The organism is Belliella alkalica (assembly GCF_022549785.1).
Taxonomy (GTDB): domain Bacteria; phylum Bacteroidota; class Bacteroidia; order Cytophagales; family Cyclobacteriaceae; genus Belliella; species Belliella alkalica.
This window is the reverse complement of record NZ_JAKZGO010000004.1, coordinates 131,639-156,040: the sequence shown is the minus strand read 5'-3', so window position 1 is coordinate 156,040 and position 24,402 is coordinate 131,639. Positions and strand designations below refer to the sequence as shown.

Annotated in this window: 14 protein-coding genes; 1 reads left to right on the top strand and 13 read right to left on the bottom strand. The window is 37.9% G+C overall.

Annotation, left to right across the window (positions count from 1 at the left end):
- The first annotated feature begins 123 nt into the window (after positions 1-123).
- On the top strand, positions 124-1,368 hold the full coding sequence (locus tag MM213_RS06350) for an NAD(P)/FAD-dependent oxidoreductase (protein ID WP_241410648.1): 1,245 nt from the start codon (positions 124-126) through the stop codon (positions 1,366-1,368).
- 7 nt (positions 1,369-1,375) lie between these two features.
- Here the strand turns inward: MM213_RS06350 and MM213_RS06345 are convergent, their stop codons facing one another.
- From MM213_RS06345 to MM213_RS06285, 13 genes are all read right to left on the bottom strand, one after another.
- Positions 1,376-2,434 (bottom strand): hypothetical protein, encoded by a 1,059-nt coding sequence (locus tag MM213_RS06345; RefSeq protein WP_241410647.1) that lies wholly within the window; start codon positions 2,432-2,434, stop codon positions 1,376-1,378.
- Positions 2,421-3,083 carry a hypothetical protein gene (locus tag MM213_RS06340; RefSeq protein WP_241410646.1) on the bottom strand — a complete coding sequence of 221 codons (663 nt, stop codon included), beginning with the start codon at positions 3,081-3,083 and terminating at the stop codon, positions 2,421-2,423. The genes MM213_RS06345 and MM213_RS06340 overlap by 14 nt, the downstream gene beginning before the upstream one ends.
- The gene (locus MM213_RS06335) at positions 3,073-3,615 is read right to left on the bottom strand and encodes an RNA polymerase sigma factor (RefSeq protein ID WP_241410645.1); all 543 of its coding nucleotides are present in this window, start codon (positions 3,613-3,615) and stop codon (positions 3,073-3,075) included. Before MM213_RS06335 ends, MM213_RS06340 begins: the two co-directional genes overlap by 11 nt.
- A 296-nt stretch (positions 3,616-3,911) precedes the next feature.
- Complete coding sequence (locus MM213_RS06330) at positions 3,912-5,762, bottom strand: outer membrane protein assembly factor BamB family protein (protein WP_241410644.1); 1,851 nt, start codon at positions 5,760-5,762, stop codon at positions 3,912-3,914.
- Between the two features lie 26 nt (positions 5,763-5,788).
- Positions 5,789-8,749 (bottom strand): serine hydrolase domain-containing protein, encoded by a 2,961-nt coding sequence (locus MM213_RS06325; RefSeq protein WP_241410643.1) that lies wholly within the window; start codon positions 8,747-8,749, stop codon positions 5,789-5,791.
- Between the two features lie 453 nt (positions 8,750-9,202).
- Complete coding sequence (locus MM213_RS06320; RefSeq protein ID WP_241410642.1) at positions 9,203-10,912, bottom strand: RagB/SusD family nutrient uptake outer membrane protein; 1,710 nt, start codon at positions 10,910-10,912, stop codon at positions 9,203-9,205.
- 86 nt (positions 10,913-10,998) lie between these two features.
- Positions 10,999-14,256 (bottom strand): SusC/RagA family TonB-linked outer membrane protein, encoded by a 3,258-nt coding sequence (locus tag MM213_RS06315; RefSeq protein ID WP_241410641.1) that lies wholly within the window; start codon positions 14,254-14,256, stop codon positions 10,999-11,001.
- A gap of 238 nt (positions 14,257-14,494) precedes the next feature.
- Positions 14,495-18,637 carry an AAA family ATPase gene (locus MM213_RS06310; RefSeq protein ID WP_241410640.1) on the bottom strand — a complete coding sequence of 1,381 codons (4,143 nt, stop codon included), beginning with the start codon at positions 18,635-18,637 and terminating at the stop codon, positions 14,495-14,497.
- Positions 18,638-18,767: 130 nt separating this feature from the next.
- Entirely contained in the window at positions 18,768-20,213 is a 1,446-nt protein-coding gene (locus MM213_RS06305; RefSeq protein ID WP_241410639.1) for a sodium:solute symporter, read from the bottom strand.
- On the bottom strand, positions 20,210-21,727 hold the full coding sequence (locus tag MM213_RS06300; protein ID WP_241410638.1) for a glycoside hydrolase family 10-like protein: 1,518 nt from the start codon (positions 21,725-21,727) through the stop codon (positions 20,210-20,212). Before MM213_RS06300 ends, MM213_RS06305 begins: the two co-directional genes overlap by 4 nt.
- Before the next feature lie 138 nt (positions 21,728-21,865).
- Positions 21,866-22,666, bottom strand: coding sequence for an N-acetylmuramic acid 6-phosphate etherase (gene murQ / locus MM213_RS06295; protein WP_241410637.1), 801 nt, complete (start codon positions 22,664-22,666; stop codon positions 21,866-21,868).
- 24 nt (positions 22,667-22,690) lie between these two features.
- Positions 22,691-23,608 carry a BadF/BadG/BcrA/BcrD ATPase family protein gene (locus tag MM213_RS06290; RefSeq protein WP_241410877.1) on the bottom strand — a complete coding sequence of 306 codons (918 nt, stop codon included), beginning with the start codon at positions 23,606-23,608 and terminating at the stop codon, positions 22,691-22,693.
- 62 nt (positions 23,609-23,670) lie between these two features.
- Complete coding sequence (locus MM213_RS06285; RefSeq protein ID WP_241410636.1) at positions 23,671-24,306, bottom strand: response regulator; 636 nt, start codon at positions 24,304-24,306, stop codon at positions 23,671-23,673.
- Positions 24,307-24,402: the final 96 nt, after the last annotated feature.

The following is a 24,402-nucleotide window of genomic DNA, read 5'->3' as shown; positions in this document are numbered from 1 at the left end:
TATATTCGTAGCTTAATAGAAGTTGAATGCATACAACCAAAATGCTTATCTTTCTCTATTAATACCATCAGAAACCTAAGCGCCAAGTACTTTGTACATGGTAATTATTATTTTGTACAAAAAATGAAACCAACCATCATTATCGGCGGCGGCATCGTTGGCCTTTTTACGGCATATTATCTGCAAGAGCAGGGTGTAGAAGTTGTTGTCATCGACAAGAGTGACATGCTGACCAATACCTCCACAGGCAATGCCGGAATGATTGTGCCCAGCCATATTATCCCTTTGGCTGCGCCAGGAATGATCAGCAAGGGAATTGGTTGGATGTTTTCTTCCAAAAGCCCATTTTACATCCATCCAAGATTTGACAAAAAGCTCTTGGAGTGGTCTTGGCTATTTTATAAATCGGCCAATGCCAAACATGTGGAAAAAAGTATTCCCTATCTCAAAAACATTAGCCTGCTGAGCAAATCCCTTTATCAGGATTTCAAACTAGAGCATATTGATTCAGATTTGGAATTGGCGGAAAAGGGACTAATGATGCTCTATCAAACCCCCGAGGTGGAAAAAGAGGAAATTGAATTTGCACATCTTGCAAGGAAACATGGGCTTGAAGCAGAGATATTAAGCCCTGCTGATATTCAAAAAATAGAACCAAATATACAAGTCAATGCTAGGGGTGCAATCTTATTTCCAGGAGATGCACATCTCTCTCCTACAGCTTTGTATAGTTTTCTGAAGAGATATCTAACCGATCAAGGAGTCAATTTCAAACCCAACCTTCAAGTCAGAGGTTTTGAAAAATCTGCTGGAAAAGTAACTTCGGTAATCACAGATGAAGGTGCCATAGAGGGGAATCAGTTTATCCTATGTGGCGGTGCCTGGACTGGTGAATTGGCTGGAATGTTGGGTTTTAGGTTGCCCATGATGGGCGGAAAAGGCTACAGTTTCATCCAAGAAAACCAGCCTGAAATCAAACAAGCTGCGATTTTGACTGAGACAAAAGTAGCTGTAAGCCCATATGGCAAAAACATTCGTTTCGGAGGAACAATGGAAATAGCTGGTGTCAATGAAAATATCAATCTCAACAGGGTCAGAGGCATATTTGAGTCCATCAATCGCTATTATCCCGATTTCCAATCCAAATTCCCTGAGCCCGACAAGATTTGGAAAGGACTCAGACCATGCTCACCTGATGGCTTACCATACATCGGACAGGCACCAGGCCTAGAGAATGTCCTTGTAGGATCTGGACATGGAATGATGGGGATTTCCATGGCTCCTGCTACTGGCAAACTCCTTACCCAAATCCACCAAAAAGAACCTGCGGGAATCTTGATTGATGCATTTGGGGTTGGGAGGTATTAGAATAAGTTTAGAAAAATCTTGTGGTAATACCAAAAGCAATCATTGTCCTTCCTGAGAACATTTTTTCTGATATATAGTCAAGATTAACTTTAAACGGACCACGTATTCCTACTTCAAAACCGAGGTTATTTCTATATGTATTGAAAAATGAATTATTTGATCCTATTAATCGTCCATATCGAATAGAATATATGTTTTGCTGCGGGCTTACGTTAATACCTGCACCAAGGAAGCCATCATTTGTGATTGAAAAACTATTATCATCATTTTTTGAAACAAAGCTAAAATTCTTGTGATACAAACCAAACCCAAGATCTAAGCCCAGCCGCTTATTAGATCGCCCCAAATTATACATTAATGAAAACTCCGTGACAGCAGGGAAATTATTGGCGACTACGTTGACCCCCATATTTAAATGAAAAGATAAAGTCTTGCTTCTTTCAATATTTTTATAGGTAATTACTTCTTGTTCACCATTTTCTTTTATAATTAAATCTTTGCTAAATACATTTGTAAAGTATTTATTTTTCCAGTCATTTAATTCATAGAGATTTTTAATCCTTTCCGTTAGGCCTGCTTCTTTCCAAACCTTTAATTCATCAATCTCACCCAAATAAAGTTTTACTTCACCTTTATGGATTTTTCTATAAACGAAAGTTAGTGTATGTCTAACTAGAGGGATTATTTGATCATTTTCTGCCTTTAATTTTTGACTATCATGTTTCTTGATCAAAAGCTCTTTTGTCTGTGGACTAAAAGTTATATCGTACGCATTATTTACAAAATCTAAGTCTAATTGATCAAACAAAATAAAAAGCGTATCTATTTCTTTTTCAAAGCCTTCAAATCGATTTAAATATGAAATATTGTCCCAAAGAAAAGTAACTTTCTTTTCTCCATTTATAAATACATTAAGTGTGTCATTGGATTCAAGTAATTTCAGGTTTTCCTCATCGTAACTTTTGCTATATTTTCGCTGAGATTTAAATTCTGTATTATTTTGGGCGATACTCTCAATCCAAAAAAAACAAATTAATAAGACAAATAGAAACTTAATTTTTTTCATTTTCAATAAACTTTAATCTGCTTAAAATTGATTCTTGGTTTATATTACTTTCCTTAGCTAAGTCTATATTTTTGTCAGCACCGAGAAACTCTGCCAATGTAAAACGCTGGAGAATTATTTTTTCTTTAACCTCAGATTTAGGATTCACCTTATCCAAGCTAGCCTGTAATCTCTGGGCAGCTGGACTAAGTTGGATCTCAGCTGCTTTTGATTCTGTTGGTTGGACACTGTCAGTTGTGTCATTATCGACCACTTCTGTCAGGAAATTACTTAGCCTTTTAGTTTCAGCATCTTTAAATTCGTGAATTAGAGGTTCACTCTTTATTGGAACAGTTTTCGACTCTTTGATCAAGGCAGGATTTTCATTAGGACTTACAGATGCTGGCTTTTCCACTTCAGGAAGTGGTATAATTTCTACCCCTTGATTTTCAAATTCAGTCATCAATAGATTTTCCTGAAAATCATCACTTTCTGAAAACAAAAAGATTCCAACCGAGGCAATCAGAGCTACCGAGGCCGCTATCCACCAGAAGTATGGTTTTTTGTGATTGCTTTTGGGTTTGATTTGACCCCATATTGCATCTTGGCGGAATTCTATTCCTTCTGGAAGATTTACATGATGGTCTATATTTTTTCTATCAGGATGCATGGTTCAGTCCTAGTTTGGTGATTATTTCTCTCAAATACGCTTTTGCTTTACTCAACTGAGACTTGGAAGTCCCAACCGTTACACCAAGTTTTTCGGAAATTTCAGCATGTGAATATCCTTCTATTTCATAAAGGTTGAAGATTGTTCTATATCCCTCAGGAAGCCTCAATATCAATTCGAAAAGCTCCTGACTGCTGAGTTTGTCTATTGCTGATTCACTTTGTTCTGCCACATTTTCATCTGGCTCGATGGTTAGTGGGGCATTTTTTCGCTTCCGCAAAAACATCAAAGACTCGTTTACAGCTATTCTTCTGATCCAAGCTTCAAATGACCCTTCTCCTTGAGGTTCGAAACTCGAAAGCTTGCCAAAAGCTTTGGTAAATGTTGCACTGAGAATTTCTTCGGCATCATGTTGATTTTTCACATACCTCAAACAAAGCATGAATAAAGGCTTTCCCAACAGCTCAAAGATTTTTCTTTGCGCCTTAGGCTTTGCTTTTTTTGCATCTTGTATAAGGTCTATGTCGATCAAATCAAATACTTTTGGCTTACAAAATAATAAATGCAGCTGATGGGAAAATGGTTGTCTGAGCCAGCTAAATTTCTCCCAATTTATCTTTACTTTCGAAACCAAACTGAAAATCTTAAAAAAAATGAAACGGGCAGCGCTTCTCTTACTGCTATTTAAATGGACTAACAATTGAAACAACTCAAAAAAGAAGTCCTAAACTTTTGACAAGTTATCAAATTAGGTCAAGTTCAGTTAATGGTTGGATGAATCTGTTTGATCCGAAATATTGATATGGTGATTGGAGTGCTGTAAATACTCTAAAACTCCAGCCATTCTACTTTCCCATCCATTGTGGCTACGATAAGACTGGTATCTGAAATCACATTTACAGTATTCACCATTGAATTATCAACTTTGTGTGCCCAGATGATTTGCTGATTTTTTGGGTCAATGCTGTAAACCACCCCAGATTTAGTTCCAAAATAAACTTTGTCTTCATGCTCTATCAGCATAGAAGGAACATGCTCGTATCCAAATCCACAATCCATTCTCCAAGCTAATTTCGCTTCTGATTTTCCAGTTTCGAAAGCGACAATCTCGTCATTCATGGTTTTTCCGTAAATCAAGCGTCCATCAGCTGAAATCCCAATAGATTCTCTTACGGTAGCTTCATTGGTTCGCCACAGAGTCTCCCCAGATTCAGCATCAATTGCCGTCAAAAACCTATCAGGAGCCACGATATAGATCACACCATCATGTGCCACAGGAATACACATGGCCGGTGAATACATCCTATTGGGTGAGCCATTGTCCCATTTCCAGAGCAAGTTCCCCGAGACTATATCCAATGCATACAAATGCCTATCCCATGCACCAAATACGACCATTCCCCCATCAATCAAAGGCTTGCTAACAACTGGGCCTCCGATTCCATCATAAACCCATTTCTCCTTTCCTGTTTTCGAATCAAGCGCCCGAAAGGTTCCATCGCTACCACCAACAAGCACTAGATCATCATAGATTTCTGGAGAACCTAGGACAGACTTTTCAAAAGCTTTTTTCCAAATCAATTTACCTGAATTAAGTTCCAGCCCATAGACATTTCCATCCCCAGAACCCAAAATCACCAAATCATTTGAAATCACCGATGAAGAAAATATTCCGCCATCAGTATCAAATGACCAAATCACTTCACCTGTCTCTTTGTCCAAAGCTTCTATTTTCCCTACAGCATTTCCAAAAATCACCTTTCCATCAGTATAAGCAGGCGTAGAAATCACATTTGCATCTGAATGATACGACCACTTTTTCTCTACGTTTGGATACTTTCCATTGATCTCAAAGCTCGGTCTTTCAAAAGTTTGGTTTACATCGAATTCTCTTTTTCCTAAAGCAATTTTATGCCAAACCTCCTTGGTTCCTACTCCAGGATTTCTTTCTTGGAAATATGCTGTATCCGATTTGATACTGATCCATTGATATCCGCCTACTTCATCCTTTGCCCGAAGATTTGAGCGACTCATTATTCCAGGAATCCCTTCAAAGTCATATACTTTATTGGTATGACCATGCCCACAAACTGAAAATTGCACATTGTATTGCTTCAGCCTATCGGTTGCTTCATACCAGTTGTCAAGTGCCTTGTCTAGTGGATAATGATTCACATTGATGATTGGTTGATCTTTGGGCGTAGTATGCAACACGGAATCCATCCAAACGACGGCATCTCTTGGAATATGTCCGTCTGACATGCGCACATAAGGTCCTGAAGAAGTACCGATAAACTTATATCCTTTGTGCTCAAAGACAAACTTATCATCCCCAAAAGCTTGGATAAATCCAACACCACCAGACTCTGACCAACCAGTGTCATGATTGCCCGGAATAATGTAGTAAGGGATATTCAATTGAATAATAATCGATTTTGCCGTGGCTATTTCCTCTTCTGTACCCATCTCGGTAATGTCACCAGTCAGCAATACAAAGTCCAAATCAGGCTGCTTGTTGATATCATCCACCGTTCTTTGTAGATCTTCTTCAGCCACCCCATTTGGCGATCCTATATGAATATCCGTAACCAAGGCAAACTTAAAATCCTGAGCGTAGGATCCCAGTGCCAAAAAAAACATTGAAATGGTTAAAGTAAATTTTGTTGGAAATATACGCATGGATGTATAAGGTTATTTTAATCAGTTTATTGAGCGCTTTTTGATAGCGCATCATAAGCTACCTGCATGACTTTGGTTCTTGTTCCCAATTGGGAAAGTTTGGAGTTTTCCCTTGTAGGATTCACGCGATTGGATAGGAAAATATAGACAAGCTCATTTTCAGGATCTACCCAAGCATAAGTTCCTGTGAAACCTGTATGTCCAAAACTGGAAGCAGGAGCATCTTTTGCTGCATTGCCATTTTCACTTCCCGGAACTCTCGGTCTATCAAACCCCAAAGCCCTGTAGTTTCCTTCTTCACAGAATTTACATTTCGAAAACTCACTCACTACATTGTTGCCAATGATCACCTGATCAGCATAAATACCATCATTCAGGTATAATTGCATCAATTTTGCCAAATCATTTGCATTTCCAAACAAACCAGCATGTCCACTCACTCCGCCCAGCATGGCAGCACCTTCATCATGGATAGTGCCATGTAGTAATTGTTTCCTGAAAAGTGAATCATATTCTGTAGGTACGATTTGATCTAAATCATACTTGAGATAAGGATTGAAAGTAAGGGAGTTTGCACCTATCTTTTTGTAAATATTTTTTTGTAAATAATCTTCAAAATCCTCCCCAGTGATCGCTTTAATGACTTCAGGTGCTAGAATAAATGACAGATCACTGTAGACATACTTCCCTTGTTCACCTACTGGTGAGTCACAAATTCGCCGATACAACTTTTCTTTGTATTTCTTATGGATGTATAAATCTTGAGCTACTAAAATCGGAAATCTATCTGATTGGTCATGCTTAAAAGTACTCCATTTGAATTTGCCATTTTTCCTGACAGTCTCCTTCCAGAATGGAATCCAAGCTTGCAATCCAGACTGATGGGTGAGGATATCTGTGTATTTGAGGTTTTCTTTGTTGGTGCCTCTTGCCATTGGCAAAAACGCTCCCAAAGTGCCATTTTCATCAAATTTCCCTTCGCTTTTTAGCTTCATCAATGCCGCCAAACTTGTACTGATCTTTGTTACAGATGCCAAATCATAAAGATGGTCATTTGCTACCTTCACATTACTCTCGTAAGTGTGGATCCCAAATGATTCATGGAAGATGACCTTTCCACTTTTTGCTATCAATATCTGTGCACCTGGAATGGCTTCATTTGTAATAGCTTCATTGACCAAAGTCTCAATCCCATCAAAATCCCTTGAATCCATACCGAACTCTTCTGGTGAGGAATATCCAAGTCTCAAGCCTCCACTTGTCTCTAGTCCATCACCGACTTTGAAATCAGCATTGACTGTTACTGGCAACTTTCCTTTTGCTCCCAATGCACCAAAAATAATCTGCGAGGCAATGTCTTGGGCATTCTCAGACTCTTGGTATGTAGCGAATACTGCACTCGCTTTGCTAAGCTGATCAAATTCTGCCAAACTATAGACATTCCCAAAAACAGACACTATTGTTGGTTTTTGTGCTATTAGTTTTTTGAGAAAAAACTTAGTCTCAGAAGTAACCCCAAATCTAGAAGCCCCAGCCCTCATCTGAAGTTTGTGAACACCCGCTATCACTAGCGTATAATCTTCCAACTGCTCCATCAATGTTTGAAATTCCTCGATACTTGCATTATGGGAGATGAAAAAACGATCAACTTCCCCAAATCTTACTAGGCTCTTTTGAAAAATGGTCTCTTCATCCGTTCCAATTGCCAAAGCAGCGATTTTATGCTTTTCAAGATTTTTGATAGGTACAATGTCATCTTGGTTTCGAAGTAAAGTAATCGAAGCCTCCGTCAACTTTTTGTTCAGCATTTGAGCTTTTGGATTGTTCAAATCTTCATAGAGATTTTCCAAATCAACCGGTTCATACTTATCCAAACCAAGCCAATATTTCGCTTGAAGGACTTTTTTTACCCGATTTTCAATTTCTTCAATCGTAATTTCATTTCTATCAATGGCTTTTTTGATTTCGAAGATAGTCCTCTCGACATTCATGGTATTGAGAAGCATGTCATTACCAGCCAAAAGCGCCTTCATATCCACTTCTCCAGGTTCATAGAATTTGGCAACACCCTGCATATTTAGTGCATCTGTGAAGACAAGTCCCTCATATTTGAGATCATTTTTCAATAAATCTGTCACGATTGGCTTCGAAAGCGTTGAAGCAAGGTTGTGGGTAGCATCATAGGCAGGGATATTCATGTGTGCGACCATCACACTTCCCAAACCTTCATCAAAAAGCTTTTTGAAAGGGTATAATTCAGTTTCATTCATTCGGATTTTGGAAAAATGAATGACAGGCAATCCATAGTGAGAATCTACATTGGTATCCCCATGACCTGGGAAATGCTTGGCATTCGCTAGCACCTTATTGTCTTGCATTCCTTTCATGTAGGCCAAAGCTTTGCTAGCGACATTTTCCTTTTGCTCTCCAAACGAGCGATATCCGATAACGGGATTATTTACATTGTTATTAATATCCACTACAGGGGCAAAATTCACATGAACGCCAACCCTTCTGCATTGCAGTGCGATCTCTTTTCCCATCTGATAAATCAATCCTTCATCCGAAATACCTCCAAGAGACATTTGATATGGGAAGCTCATCGTACTATCCAACCTCATGCCTAAACCCCATTCTCCATCTATTGAAATCATCAACGGGATTTTTGCTTTTTCTTGGAGCTTATTGGTCATGATTGCTTGCCTGACTGGACCTCCTTGGAAAAAAATGATTCCTCCGACTTGATACTTACTGACTAGCTTTGAAATCGAATCAACATGAACCTGATCCTTATTTGAGTAAGCAGGAATCATAATCAATTGAGCGATTTTCTCATCTAAAGTCATAGATTGAAACGTAGCCTCAACCCAATCACTTCCTTGACCCATGAAAGGTGGAGGGATGATTGTTTTGTCTTGAGCATGAGCATTGCTGGCTCCGAGAATGATCAAAGTTGAAAAAAGTATACTGATTAAATTAATTTTCATTGTTGGTTGATGGTTTATACTTTTATAATATAGTGATGAAATAGGATTTTCTATATCATATTTTGATATTACTTAACGCTTTTTTATGCTAATACCCTAATTTATAGGCAAGTCATATCGACCATTTGGGAGACATCTCACTTCGCCTCCCTCTGTTGAGGTAAATTCGATATGACTAATCCCTTCTTACACTGCTCATTTTCCCACTTCTTTGTACAAAAACGGGACGAGACCTCTCCTGCCGTCGAGGTGACGTAGTCGTTGAAAGCACACTTCTCTCTTGAATCTTGCGTCTTGAATCTCCCACGCTTCTTGTGTCTCAAATCTCATATCTTGTGTCTCATGTATTAAATCTAAAATCTAAATTTTGAAATCTAAGTTACTATAAGAAAGGAAAGAGCCCGACCTATGTGTGAATGTCGAGCTCTCCAAAAAAATAAACTTATTGATATCTTACCACCCTTCGTTTTGAGTCAATACAACTCCATTTTCTTCATAGAGTGCTATTTGATCGATTGGAACTGGATCAAGATATACTCTTGGGTTATTGAAGATTCTTTGTGCAGCAGCAACATTTGCTGGTATGATATAACCTTCATTACCTTCAGAAAGGACTACAGCACTTTGTAAGTTTGGAAATTCTGCTCTAGTTACCCATGTACCTCTATTGATCGTAGGATTCGCTTGAGTATCTGCATATTCCAACTTTTTCCATCTTCTTAGGTCATTCAACCTAAAGCCTTCCATCATCAGTTCAATCCTTCTTTCTCTTCTAATTTCCCAAAGAATAGATGAAACACTTTGGTCTCTCTGAGGATCATCATAGGCTACACCATTTGCAGCAAATCTGTCCCCAACCAATGTGACAGCAGGAAGATTAATTCCTGGTCTTGCTCTCAATACATTGATAGATTTATCCAAATCAGCTTGAGAAAGGGCTGTTCCTCCCAAAGATGCAAGCTCGGCTGTTGCTTCCAAATAATTTATCAAGACTTCACCGTATCTCATAACTGGAGAATCAATAATATTCAAGCTCGAGCTTCCTTCAGGTAACAATCTCAATGATTCATTAAGATATTTGTGTGTAGAAATACCGGTGGTACTGAAATTTGGAGAAATACCATTTAATCTATACTGAGAAGTCACGAAAGTTTCACTAATACGAGGGTCACGGTTTGCGAAAATAGCTTCTCTAGTTCTATCACCTTGGTAAAGAGGAGAAACACCTATAGGCAAACCATCAGATGCCAAGTAAGAGTCAATTGCATTTTTAGAAACACCTGTTTGGGGTTCCATGTTATTATAACTCATCAAGGCATGCGTCAACATTCCAGCTTCATAATGGCGGAACAGAATCACTTCCGGATTCCCTGCCAAATTTACTGAGCTGAACACTTCACGATAATTACCAAGAGAATATCTGCCTGACTGGATCAATTGATCAGCAGCCGACTTAGCAGCTTGAAAATATTTAACTGCCTTTTCGTTATTTCCTAGGTGATACTTTTGCCATGATGCTTCAAAAAGCATGAATTGGGACATATACGCCAATACTACATCTTTGTTTACAGACTGCTTTGGTGTTCCATCAGAAAGTCTAACAAATTGCGCTGCATATTCAAAATCTTCCAATACCCTGTCCATTACAAAATCACGAGGATCTCTAGGTCTGAAAAGTTGCTCTGGATTCTGATCATCCACTTCTTCTCCAAACCACGGCACATCACCAAACTGCTGTACCAATTGTGCGTATTCTACAGCTCTAAAGAACCTGGCAACACCTGACCAATGATTGATTGCTTCTTCAGACATCGGAACAGTCTGAATTCTATCATGGAAAAGGTTAGCTTTTCTCACCCAAGAGAATCTCCAATATGCAGCAGTGGCGGCAGTAACTGGCTGTAATCTGAATTGCGGCGGACTGCTAGGCGAGAAGTCATCGTTCAATGATTGTCCTGAGAAGAATCTTCCCCAAGTGAATCCTGACCCGTATCCTGAGAAATACTGAGGATAAAATCCCCATGCAAAAGTCCTGACATTGGACTCATTGGCCCAGAAAGTCTCATCTGTAAGCCTATCTAGTGGTGGCCTTTCCAAGAAATCATCCTGGCAGCTTACCAATACTAGGGTAGTAAGTAAAATTGCAAATATCTTGATTTTCATTTTTTTTCTAGTTTAGAATAATTATTAGGTGTGATTGCTTCGGTCAATATCCCGTTTTTGTATAGGAGTTGACTTTTCTGAAATCATCAAAGCGTTACTTGTACACCAAATGAAATTGATCTTTGGAATGGGTAAACTCTACCGAAAGTAGCGGCATCATTCAAACCTGCTGGAGTATACTCTGTCTCAGGATCTATTGGCAGCCTCAAATTATCAATTTCAAATAAGTTCTCCCCAGAGAAATAAACCCTCAACCTATCCACTTTTATTCTTTGAGACAAGGATGTTGGAATGGTATAACCGAAAGTCACATTCTTCAATCTAGTGTAAGACATGTCCAACAAATACTTAGTTTGAGGAAGGAAATTCCTAGCATTATTTGACTGACCATGATCTGTAGGCCTTGGATAGAATGCATCTGGATTCTCAGGTGTCCAATAATCTAATTGATGCTGATACCAAGCTTCCCCAGGTCTAAACCCTGGTACGAATAATGGTCCATTAGCCCAGAAATCTCTTTTTCCTACACCTTGAACAAAGAAGCTTAAGTCAAAACCTTTGAAATCTGCTCCTAATCTAATACCATATTGATATCTAGGTGTTGAGTTTCCGATAACTCGCATGTCTCCTGGATCATCGATAGTATTGGTACCTCTATCGATTTTACCATCACCATTCAAATCTTTGTATTTCACATCACCCGGTCCATAGAAAAACCATCCACTTTCGAAGAAAGATTGATTAGGAACTCCATCAGCCATGATGTATCTGCCGTTATCTAATACAAACTCACCGTTTGCATCTCTTACAAAATCGTCTGCTGTAAAGAATCTGTCAGTTTCAAAACCCCAAATTTCTCCTAATACTCTTCCTGGCCTGTTTGAAAGTACACCTCTATTGTCAGCAAAATCAGTGATCACTTCTTTGAAATCAGATAGCATTACAGAAGAATTCAATCTAAGTCCATTATTAAAAGTGTGCGAATAATCTACTGCAAGCTCCCAGCCGGTGGTCTGAAGCTCACCAAGGTTTTGCTTGGTCGCTGCAGTACCAAAAGAAGCAGGTAATACAACACCAGCACTATGCATGTCACTTGTAACCCTTCTATACCAGTCAAAAGTAACCCCAAACTTATCTTTGAAGAATCTCGCATCAAAACCAAAATCCAAAGTACTGATAGTCTCCCATGTCAATGCAGCAGGCAGAGCTCCTGGTGTAGCCACAGTGAGCATGTTTTCATTTCCTACCAACCAGCCTGAGTTGCTAGAATTCATGATTCTATAGATATCTCCCAAAAAGGCATTTTGGTTACCGATGGATCCATAAGAAGCTCTTAGTTTCATAAATGAAAGTACAGACTCTAGAGGTTGCATGAATTTTTCTTCAGTAATCACATATCCTGCTGACATCGATGGGAAGAATGCCCACCTTTGAGTAGGAGAAAGTCTAGATGAACCATCATATCTACCATTCAATTCCAAAAGTAATTTATTCTTATAGGAATAGTTCATTCTACTGAAAAAACCCAAAGTAGCCCATTCATTTCTACTTCCGCTGACAAACATATCACCTGTGGCCAGTGAAAGCTCTCCTCTATCTGGATCCATAAGATTCCTTCTCTGTGACATATGCGCCCAGTATTCAAAAGTCTCAACATCAGATCCAGCCATAAATTTAAATGAATGATCTTCTCCTAAATCCAGTTCATAAGTACCAAATGCCCTACCAGTATTTCTTTTGCTTAGGTTAGAATCATATTGTACTCTATTGAAAGCAGGCCCACTGTATGGGGCATAAATAAGGTTTGCACCTGTTGCCCAAAAGTTATACGCTGACAAGATACCTCCTGTCTGGTGAAGCTGGGAATTATTATTGCTATATGTATAATCAAAATTAAAGCTCAATCCCTTTGCTGGCCTTATGGTAGTTCCCAAATTGATCCTTGACATTGTGCTGTTTTCATTGTTCATTTTGGCTTGCTCTACCTCTGAGATTGAGTTTCTGAAAGGCCTACCTTCATATGTTCCGTATGGATAAACAGCTTGCCATCTAAAAATATAATACCAAGGGTCATATGTTTCGCTTACAAAGTTGAATGGCTGGGTAAATTGTGTCTCTGAATAGAGTACTTTTGCTCTTACTTCGAGCCATTTATTCACCTCAGTACTCACACTGAAGTTCAAGTTGTATCGGTTAAATTCATCTGGATTCACTTTTAGCACACCCTCTTGGCCTAAATAACCAGCTCCAAGATAGTACTTGGTCTTATCAGTTCCACCGGAGACTGAAATATCGTGCTTTTGCTGAGGAGTCCATTGTCTCATAAACAGCTCTGCAGGATCCCAAGATCTATAAAAAAACAGTCTTCCATCCCTTACCTCAAAATCTCTTCCCATTACCATTTCAGGCCCTAAGTTTTGACCTCCATATTGCGCCTCCCAATCTCTCATTTTTTGAATACCTATTTGATCAAATGCCATTCCTACAGCACTGAAAACGTTGGTAGATGGATTGGTTCTTTGAAGAGCTCTAAAAGCCATCTCTGCCCCATCGGCTGCATTGGCAATCACTGGTGCATATGTGGGCGTATTCCAAGAAAAGTTATTGGAATAAGATATTCTCGGTTTGTCACCTTTCACACCAGATTTTGTGGTGATCAAAATAACACCCCAAGCAGCTCTAGATCCATATATCGAAGAAGCAGCAGCATCTTTGAGAACAGAAATACTTTCAATATCCTCTGGATTGACTAGCTGAAGACTTTCTATCTCTACGTTGTCTACCAAAATCAATGGCTGAGCACCTGCAGAATTACTTAAAGTTCCTGTCATACCTCTCAGCCTGATGTTGGGATTTCTCCCGATCTGTCCACTTGGAGAAGTAATCGTCAAACCTGGAGTCGTGCCTTGTAAACCCCTTCCTACATCTGTGATTGGACGTGACTGCAATACTTCCGTGTCAACAGTTGTAATTGCCCCAGTTAGGTCACTTCTTTTTTGTGTACCATAACCTACTACAACGAACTCTTCAAGAGTCTTTGCATCAGAAGCCAAGATCATGTTAATGATACTTTGATTTTCTACTACTACTTCTTTGGCTATCATACCAATAAAGCTAAAGCGGAGTACATCACCCCTATTTACCATTATTTTGTAATTACCATCAATGTCGGTAGTCACGCCTTGACTAGTTCCCTTTACTAGTACACTTACCCCTGGAAGAGTAAGTCCATCATCTGACGAGGTTACTACTCCCGTTACTTCTCTTTGCTGCGAATGAGCTTGAAAACTAACTAAGAAAAAGCAGAGACCCCACATTGAACCAAGCAATAAAAGTTTCTTCATGTGAAATTAATTTTATAGAGTTTTAAATTAGATGTTGATTTAATAGGTTTATTGTTTAGGTTTTGCATAAAAAGACAAAGAATCTTGTAAGTCGTTTTTTTACAGATTATTGGGTTCTTTTACACCTTGTAAATTTTTTCAAAAAAAGCTTGCTATCCATCCCTGAAAACAGGGATATTCTCAAATCACCAAAAATCACTTTGATTTAATTTTAAAAATTTTCACAAAGAAAACCCTGTCAAAACATAGCTTTCTTCTCGTTTTTTAAAGGAATATCAATAATAATAGTCGTACCTCTATTGGGGAAACTATCAACTTCAAATGTGCCCCCTAAAAGTTTTGCTTTGGATTGGATAGCCATAAAACCTAATCCCTGTACAATTGTGGCAGTATCCATACCTTTACCATTGTCCTCAATTAAAACATTGATCCTATCCAAATGTCTAATCAATTGTAATGAAGCATGGGTGGCATTGGCGTGCTTCATCGTGTTTTGCAATAGCTCTTGACAAATTCTAAATATCGAAATTTCAATTTTTTCAGGGATTCTTTTAGAAAAACCTAAAATTTGCAAATTGATTTTCAATAATCCCGAGGAATTGATATTTTCCACGAATGATTCTAGGGTGATTTTTAATCCAAATTTCTTCAAAGATGCCGGTGCCATATGGTGTGCAATCCTCCGAAGCTCTTCGATTGATTCATCAAGCATTCCGAGCGCATCATTGTATTCTTCAGACTTTTCTTGTTCAATATTTCGGAAATTTCTCTCATAAATCCCGTTGAGTTTGAGTCTAACTGTAGACAACATTGAACCCAAACTATCATGGAGATCACTGGCTATTCTATTTCTTTCCTTATCTTGAATTTCCATCAAATCCTTTAAATGATTGTTTTGCTGCTGCTCAACAAGCTTAGAAAGCCGCTGTTTTTCATACATTTCATTAGTAATCTCATTATTTAATTGGATGGTTTGTTCATGGATCATCGCATTTTCTATAATTATTGCACCTTGATTGGAAGTGATGCGTGTCCATTTTAGTCGGTTTTTATTGTACCAACTTTTTGCAAAAGAGCTTTCCAGGTAAATTACCATAGACAAATGACCTGTTATGTTGATTGGCAATATCAAGTAGCTCTTCACCCCTCTAGATTTTAGCATATTGACCTCAGTAGAGGACATTTCCAAATCTACATCATCGATCATCAAAGTAGTTTGGGTTTTGTGGGAAAACAAAATCAATGATTCAGGAATATCTTGGTACTCCAACGTGTTGAGTAGAGTCAGGCTATCAGAAGATAAAAATTTATCATTTTCCTTTTTCATTTTCACTACCACTCTTGATGATCCAGAAAATCTCAATAACAAAACCATAAGTTTTCTAACCAATGAAGTGACTTCCAAATCTCCACTCAGCTCCTGTTGAATCGTTTCAATATCAATTTCCCAAGCTTGATCTGGCTTGAGTAAGATGCCCTGATATTGTTGAATTATTTGATTTACTTTTGCTATGGCACCCCATTGATTGAAGGCTGCAATTGCCCCTTCGAGCAAGACCCGTGCGCTTTTTGAATCTAGGTGAATAGATAATAAATGCTTAGCAAATAACTCTTTGGCTACTCCTTCCAAAAAGCAATCTCCGTCTACAAGACTTAGTGTTTGTTTGAATGCTTTAGTTGCTTCAGCAGATTTTCCTTGAATTCTTTTTAACTCCGCTTTGAGCAAAAAATACATTCTGGAATAATTAGCAGGAGCGTATTTTGCCCAAAGAGCAAAGGATCTCAAAATATCATCTAGAGTTACAGAAAGATCGTCTCTCTGATTCAAATCATAACTATTCCAACATTGCGTAATAGATAAAAATCTTATCAATAGATTGGCAGGAACAAGAGGGGAACCCTCCTGCAGCTTCCTATTCTGATCGGCTTCATTTGCAGCTTTTTCAGCCAATTTGTAAAACCCAAATAAAAAGTAATATCTTCCCCAAACATAAAACCTGTAAAATTTTTCCTCTTGGATTGTCAATTGGGCTGCAAGAGAAGATCCTTGAAGTCTAGGAATTGAGAAAATAGTGTCTTTGCCCGTCAGGTAATCAATTAAGCTTTTTTGGTAATGCGTTATATAATAAGTAAGCTCATTTGCTGGATATATTTTTTCAAAATTATAATCCAAAACCTGACTTAACGGACTCCCTGATATGAATTTGAGATTCAATAAATGAGTGCTTAGAATATATTCTCCTATGTGGTCACCAGATCTTTTTCCAGCTTCAATCCCCTCTTCTATCAAAACGAAGCTTTCTGAAAATGGGTCTTTCCATGTTTTGATGTAAAAAGCAAAGACACCATATACCCTACAGCGTAAGTTCAAATCACCTAGCTCCTTATTAATATTCAAACCTGTAGTTCCGAATTCAAAACCTTTGGAAATTTGCCCACTTATGATCATCATCCTTGCAAAAGAGACATATCCAATAGCCTTGACTGCTGAGGGCATATCTGGTTTGTCAGACATCAATATTATCTGCAAAGAAGCCCAGGTCATCATAAGATCTGATGTATGATGAAGCGCCATTCCACCTACATAGAGTAAATCCAAGATATGCTTGTTTTTGTGATTAAAATTAGCTTTTCCTATTACAGATTTACCTTTTTCACGTTCTATCAAATCCTTTTTTAGCATGTTGATTTCGAAATCAAGTTGTTGCTTATTTTCAGGAATTTGAAGTCCCAGTTCGTTTAGACTTTCTTTGAGGATTTGTACAACTTTCCTATACCTACCCAAATGATTGTTAATTATTATTTTCAAAAGGTATGGATCTATCCTTTTTTCGGGAGTGAAAAAGCGCTCCAACAAAAAGTCGAGATGGATTTCTGCAAAATCATATTCGCCAAGTTCATATTCAGTTCTTGCTATTTCTAGATAAGAACTCCATGTCATCTCTATTACATCTTCCCATTTGCACTCAGAGAGGAGAATATTACATGCTTTGAAAAATTCTTTTGATTGCTCTAATACTTTTTTCTGCTTCGAAATTATCCCCGCATGGAAATTTAATGCTGCACCAAACTTCATCTCTCCTCTTACTCTAATTTCAGAAAGACCCTTGTTCAGATGGTTGGCAGCTAAAATAACATCTTCTAGATTTCCATGGTGACTGTACTCCCCATGAAGTAATTTTGCTAATTGATAGTGTAGCTTATCTGTTTTGGTGACATCCATGCCTTGGTAGATCAATTCTCCCAAATGCAACTGTGATATAGTAACTACTTCATGGCTGACTGTTAATAAGCCATATTTAGAACCTTGTTCTAGGATCAAGTCAAGCTTAGCATGTTCATTTGACAACCACTGAAGAATAAGGCGCTTGGATATACTACCCGCACAAGCTACAAGCATCACTACTTCCTGGGCTTCCAAACTCAACATTTCCATGTGAATGTTAAGAATGTTTTGCTTATCCAAACCATCAAAGGCCCCGATTATTTCTTGAACTTGTCCATGAAACATCCCATTGTCCACAGATATCAATGATGTGTTTTTGAGGTTTTCTACAATTAATTGCAGTAGGAAAAAATCTCCCTGACTAAGATTATGACAAGTTTCAATCAATTCTGGCGAACATTTACCTCCAAGTTGACTCTCAACATAAGCAGCACTCTGATCCAAATAAAGTTCTTTGATTTCGATATGATAGATATGCTTTTTCTCAAAACTCAGATTATCAATTATTCTTTTTGAGATGGTCAATTGATCTAAAGGAGTCCTCTGGGCACCTATCCAGATGAGTTTTTCTGTTCCTAAATCAGATAAAAGATAATTGAGCAAGTTTACCCCCGAACCATCCATCCACTGTAAGTTATCAGTAAACAGAATAACAGGCTGCTCAAAGTAAGTACTAAGAAAATTAAAAATCTTACTTAATAAGGGATATACTTGATTCTCAATCTTGGGAACAGAGAAATTTTTGTGCACAGGATTGGCCTCTGATATCAAAGACAATTCGGGGAAATAATCTAGGACTAAAAGATACCCTTCTCCAAGCTCAAACATGAGTTTTTTGGAAAAATCAGTGAAATGGTGAGGAGTTAACTGACTGTACAATTGACTGAGGAATTTAGAAATCGCATATCGAAATCCAGAATAAGGAATACTCTTCTGATTGACGTAGTGTCTTGCTGTTAAAACTGGCAGCTGACCGCTCATACTTGACAGAAAATTCTCAACCAAAAATGTTTTTCCAGAGCCAGCATAACCTGAGATTAGCACACCACTAGGACTGTTGCTTTCACCTCTCAACATATCCTTGACCATGGTATCCAACAGGATCCAATTTTTCTCACTAATCCTATTATTCTCTTGCTTAGATCTTCCTTTCATGACACCTATATTCATAACAGAAGTTACAATTACTCTAAAAATCGCATCACTTTCAACCTTTTTTTGAATATCCGCAGCAACATGATCTACGATGACGCATATTGTCAAGGATGCTTACCACAGCACACAGCTATTTAGGTCTACTGAAAATAAACAAACCCAACCAAGTAAAAGAAGCATTGACTAACAAAATTTCAAAACCAAATTGATATCCATTAAACCATTCGCTACTGTTCGAATCCAAAATGAACGATAGAACCGGACTCAAAATACAAACTAAAGGAATCCAATTATCTCTTACTATTCGCTTGCTTATGAGTCCAAAAGCAAACAATCCCAAAATAGGGCCATAAGTAAAACCAGCAGCTTTGAAAACAGCACTCACTACACTGGTATCGTTGAGAATATTGAAAACTACGATCACTACAAATACCAAAAGACAAAACCATATATGCACTAAATTCCTGGTTAACCCATTCTGTTTTGATGATTTTTTGTTTGTCGGTAGGCCTAAGATATCAACACAAAATGAAGTGGTCAGGGCAGTCAATGCAGAGTCAGCACTGGAAAATGCTGCCGCTATAATACCAAGCATAAAGGCTATTCCTATCAGCGTACCCAGATTATTGAGAGCCAAAAGCGGGTAAAACTCATCAGTACTTGTAGGTATATTTATTTGATTTACTTTAGCGAAATAGTACAACACAACCCCCAAACCAAGAAAAAGTACAGTCGATAAAAAGAAAGATATAGAAAACCAGAAAATGTTTTTTTGAGCTTCCGACTTATTTTTGCATGTAAGGTTTTTCTGCATAACATTCTGATCTAAGCCATTCATCGCTATGGTAATAAACATTCCAGAAACAAACATCTTGAAAAAGTTTCTGTCCGAGAGGATGTCCCATTCAAAAACTGACGACATTTCATTTTGTGAAACAAGCGCAATGATTTCTTTACCATTCATTCCAAGCTGCCTACTTACCACAACAATCGTGATCATGACTGCCGCCAATAGAAATGTAGTCTGTAAGGTATCTGTCCAAACAATTGTCTTGACACCTCCACTCACTGTATATAGCCAAATCAACAACAATGTAATCAACACTGTAAGAAAAAATGGCACGCCAAAAGCATCAAAAAAACCGATCTGAAGAACTGTCGCTGCGAGAAAAAGCCTGAAAGAAGCTCCAATTGTTTGAGAGATTATAAAAAAAATAGAGCCTGATTTGTAGGCTCGAATTCCAAATCTTTTTCGCAAATATTCATATATCGATATCAATTGCATATTGTAAAACAAAGGAATCAAAATAGTCGCAATCAAAGCGTAACCAACCATATTCCCCATCACAAATTGCAAATATGTCCAGTTCTTGGCCGCGACTTCACCTGGAACTGAAATGAAGGTGACACCCGAAAGTGACGCACCTATCATTCCAAAAGCTACCAAAAACCAAGGCGATTCTCTATTTGCTGTATAGAAAGTCATTTGGTCTGACTTTCTAGAAGTCAAATAGCTAATCAAAATCAGCATCAAAAAGTAAATGACTACTACAGTAAAAATCAATCCTTCACTCATAACTTCTCAATTCTAACTAATCTTCTTTGCCCTTTCGTTTTCAATTTTACAGTGTTACTGATATCACCTTCTTGATGCTGTCGATTTACAGAGGTAATTTGATAGGTATAACTCTTTCTCTTCTCCACATTTTCATCTCTCCACTGTTGAATTGGGTAATTTGATTTCTGTACAATTGCCAAAATATTCTTCGGATTTTCGATATCGATCGATTCTTCCCCCTCCACTCTATAAATCACATAATATGACTGATTCCCTGGATTTTGATCCTTCCATGTCAATTCAATACCTGTGTCAGGACTTCCAAAAAGATTGATGATTACAGAAGGCTCCGGTTTTTCTTCTTCTAACCATCCCATCGTGGGAATCAATGCAGGATAACGATAAACCTGAGCCAATTGCTTATTTACATCGTTCTTATTATTGGCTATGGTCTTAGCAGAAAAGTACATACTTCCATGTACATTCTCAAATGATCTATTAAAATTGATTTGGTTAAAAATCTCTTCAGGGTCTTCCCAGCCTTTTTCTCCAACTCTATATACTCCTTGGCCAATGTACAAATGTCTTCCAAAGGAATTTTCCTCCCACCATTTCACAAGTGTTTTATACTCAGCTTTGTCAAAGCCAATATGCCAATACAATTGTGGTGTAATATAATCAATCCACCCATTTTCAAGCCACTTCAATACATCAGCATAGAGATCATCATAATTGGTCACTCCAGCCTGGGTGTCCGAACCTTTGGGGTCTTTGTCACTGTTTCTCCATACGCCAAATGGGCTGATTCCAAATTTTACAAATGCTTTTTCTTCTTTGATTCTTTTTCCAAGCTCTTCTACGAAAAAATCCACATTTTCTCTTCTCCAATCATCAATATGCTCAAAATCTGATTTTCCATACTTTTCAAAAGATGCTCGATCTGGGAATTCCTCATTTGGAACTTTATATGGATAAAAATAATCATCAAAATGCACTGCATCAAGATCATAATGACGTACAACTTCGATTATTGATTGAAACACAAACTCTCTAGCTTCAGGGATTCCCGGATCGTAGTACCATTTGCCTCCATATTTGACAAACCACTCTGGGTTTTTCACCAAGGGATGCGCTTCAGATGGTTCGAAGTCTTTACTCATGCTGGCTCTATATGGATTGAACCAAGCATGAAACTCCATTCCTCTTTTTTTTGCTTCGTCAATCAAAAATGTCAATGGGTTATAATATGCCTGTGGAGCTTGCGCTTGATGTCCTGTAAGGTAGGCAGACCATGGTTCGTAGCTCGATGGGTAAAAAGTATCAGCAGTTGGCCGTATCTGCATAATGATGGCATTCATTCCAGCTGCCTTCAATTGATCCAAGAGCAACACGTATTGTTCCTTCTGCTCTTGTGCTTTGAGTCCCTTTTCATCAGGCCAGTCAATGTTTTCCACTGTCGCAATCCAAGCGGCTCGCAGCTCTCTTTTAGGATAATCTTGACTATGTGATTCCTGTATTGCTAGAGAAATCATCAACAAAAAAGTCAGTATGATGTATGAAAATCGGCTGGTGGTCATTTTGGTTATATTGTTAATTTTGATAATTAAATTCTTTAATTTTAAATGATGGACAAGATTTTATCATATATAAACCAAATCCAAAAATGGATTCTATGAATTTTCGATCACAGCTTTTACTGAGCCATATTTTTTTAGCATTTCTTTTGCCTTTTCTTCGTTTAATGATGGGACTTCTTCCAAGATCATACGAATGCCTCGATTTATCAATTTTTCATTACTCAGCTGCATATTGATCATTTTGTTTCCTTTGACTTTTCCAAGTCTAACCATTAAGGTAGTACTGATCATGTTCAAGATTAATTTTTGAGCAGTTCCAGATTTCATACGGGTACTGCCAGTAACAAACTCAGGCCCAACTTCAGCCACAATTGGGATATCCACTGAATCGGCCAATTTTGAGCTTGGATTACAAGTAATACAAGCAGTCAGAATTCCACTTTCCTTAGCCGCACGAACACCACCAATCACGTAAGGTGTCCTACCTGAAGCTGCAATTCCGACAACAGTATCATTGGTAGTCAAGTCAAAAGCAGAAAGATCTATCCATGCCTGATCGGCATCATCTTCAGCTCCTTCTACTGCATTACGTATGGCACTATCTCCTCCTGCAATCAATCCTGTCACTAATTCTGGGCTTGCACCATAAGTGGGTGGAATTTCTGATGCATCCAAAATCCCAAGCCTTCCTGATGTGCCTGCTCCTATGTAAAACAATCTGCCTCCATTATTAAACCTTGGCACCATCATTTCTACCAATTTCTCTATATCAGGGATTACTTTTTCTACAGCCAAAGCCACCAACTGATCTTCTCTATTGATATTTATCAATATTTCAGCAGTGGACATTTTTTCCAAGTTTGTATAGTTTGAGGCTGATTCTGTGATAGTCATAAATTAATCTTAAAATTGTATACATTAAATACTGAATGCTTTTGATTTATTCGCTGTATGAAATTGAACCAAACCATCGAGAGGATTCTTTACTATTGTGCTGATTTGCAATCCATGATTCTCTGCCTCTTTGTACAAAAAGCTTCTAAAGTGATAAGCGATTGACCCAACCAAAGTAATTGGGGATTTGGTAAGGTCTACTTTATAAGACAAAATAAAATACTCAAAAAATTTTTTGAAATTTTGCTCAATAAGTAATTCAAGTTCAGGAACATGAGAATGCTTAAGCAAAAAAGGTGTAAAAGAAGCCAAGAAACTATTGACGATCGGCCGATTATAAAGACGATCCAAAATTTCTCGATCATCCATTTGATAAGTTGAATAGAAGTCTTCTTGAATTTCTATAGGTAGCTTTTTTTGAAGCAAGAGCGCTATGGTATCCTTTCCTAAAACAGCTCCACTACCAAAATCAGCCAACAAATATCCCAATGAAGGCACATTGTCCACTACCTTTCTACCGTCATACACACACGAATTGGCACCAGTACCTATGATACACGAAATTCCTTCTTGGTGCTGAAGCGTGCTACGTGCAGCGCCGAGAATGTCTCCTTCTACCTGTATTTCTTGGGAGTTTGGCAAAGCTAGGTGGATCGCACTTTGAACGACATCAGCCTTTTTTTGCTTACCACAGCCAGCACCATAAAAGAGCACTTTCTCGATACTATCAGAAAGATGTCCTGATACCTCCTCCACTACACTTCTTATTTCTGTACCAGTCACAAAGTACGGGTTAAGCCCTACAGATTTGCGGGACAAGACCTCCCTTCCTTTTGAGTCTAAAAATACCCAATTCGTTTTTGTAGAACCGCTATCAGCAATCAATATCATAGATCTTTGAATAATATGAAAATATGCAAAGCCAAAGCTGACTTCATTCACTTCATACAAAATTCCATTTTATTTTTGCCTATAATATCCCTGAAAATAGGGATTTGCAAGAATCACTGAATCAATCTTTTTTTGTAAGCGTTTTTGACCAATTCAGCAGTATTTTTTGCGTTCAATTTGTATAGCAAGTTTTTCCTGTGAGTTTCTACAGTGTTTTTACTTATAAAAAGTTGGTCTGCTATTTCGTTTGTAGTCAATCCAGAAGCTATAGATTCCAATACCTCAAACTCCCTTTCTGACAATTTTTCTGAAACTTGGGTTTTGAAAGGGTTTTTGATAAAACTATTTAAGAGCGTTTGTTTTACTTCATCTCCGAGATAATTTTCACCTTCATGGAGTGATTTTATTGCAGTAAATAAATCTTGCATCCCGGTATTTTTCAGAATGTACCCATGCGCTCCTGCCTTGAGCATGTCTGAAATAAAACTCCGATCATTATGCATTGAAAGTCCTAAAATTTTTACTTTTGGGTGCTTGGAAATCAATTTTTTGGTAGTTTCTATTCCATCCATTTCAGGCATATTGATGTCCATGATGACGATGTCTACATCGAAGTTGTCACAAAAATTCAAAACTTCTTTTCCTGTCATAGCTTGACCCACTACCACGATATCTTCGGCATAGGTTAGAATGGATTTGAGCCCATCTATGAACATCTGATGATCGTCGGATATAAGTATCTTAATCATTATTAGGGGATCTTCGAAGGTTGATCGCATTAAAGTACACAAAAAAAAACTTCTAAATCGACAAATAAAAATAAAAAGAGCTTTAAACAAAGTCAG

Bases quoted from the DNA above. Each gene is read 5' to 3' on its own strand.
- MM213_RS06350 (WP_241410648.1), top strand. From the start codon at position 124: ATGAAACCAACCATCATTATCGGCGGCGGCATCGTTGGCCTTTTTACG.
- MM213_RS06345 (WP_241410647.1), bottom strand. From the start codon at position 2,434: ATGAAAAAAATTAAGTTTCTATTTGTCTTATTAATTTGTTTTTTTTGG.
- MM213_RS06340 (WP_241410646.1), bottom strand. From the start codon at position 3,083: ATGCATCCTGATAGAAAAAATATAGACCATCATGTAAATCTTCCAGAA.
- MM213_RS06330 (WP_241410644.1), bottom strand. From the start codon at position 5,762: ATGCGTATATTTCCAACAAAATTTACTTTAACCATTTCAATGTTTTTT.
- MM213_RS06325 (WP_241410643.1), bottom strand. From the start codon at position 8,749: ATGAAAATTAATTTAATCAGTATACTTTTTTCAACTTTGATCATTCTC.
- MM213_RS06320 (WP_241410642.1), bottom strand. From the start codon at position 10,912: ATGAAAATCAAGATATTTGCAATTTTACTTACTACCCTAGTATTGGTA.
- MM213_RS06315 (WP_241410641.1), bottom strand. From the start codon at position 14,256: ATGAAGAAACTTTTATTGCTTGGTTCAATGTGGGGTCTCTGCTTTTTC.
- MM213_RS06310 (WP_241410640.1), bottom strand. From the start codon at position 18,637: ATGAAAGGAAGATCTAAGCAAGAGAATAATAGGATTAGTGAGAAAAAT.
- MM213_RS06305 (WP_241410639.1), bottom strand. From the start codon at position 20,213: ATGAGTGAAGGATTGATTTTTACTGTAGTAGTCATTTACTTTTTGATG.
- MM213_RS06300 (WP_241410638.1), bottom strand. From the start codon at position 21,727: ATGATTTCTCTAGCAATACAGGAATCACATAGTCAAGATTATCCTAAA.
- murQ (WP_241410637.1), bottom strand. From the start codon at position 22,666: ATGACTATCACAGAATCAGCCTCAAACTATACAAACTTGGAAAAAATG.
- MM213_RS06285 (WP_241410636.1), bottom strand. From the start codon at position 24,306: ATGATTAAGATACTTATATCCGACGATCATCAGATGTTCATAGATGGG.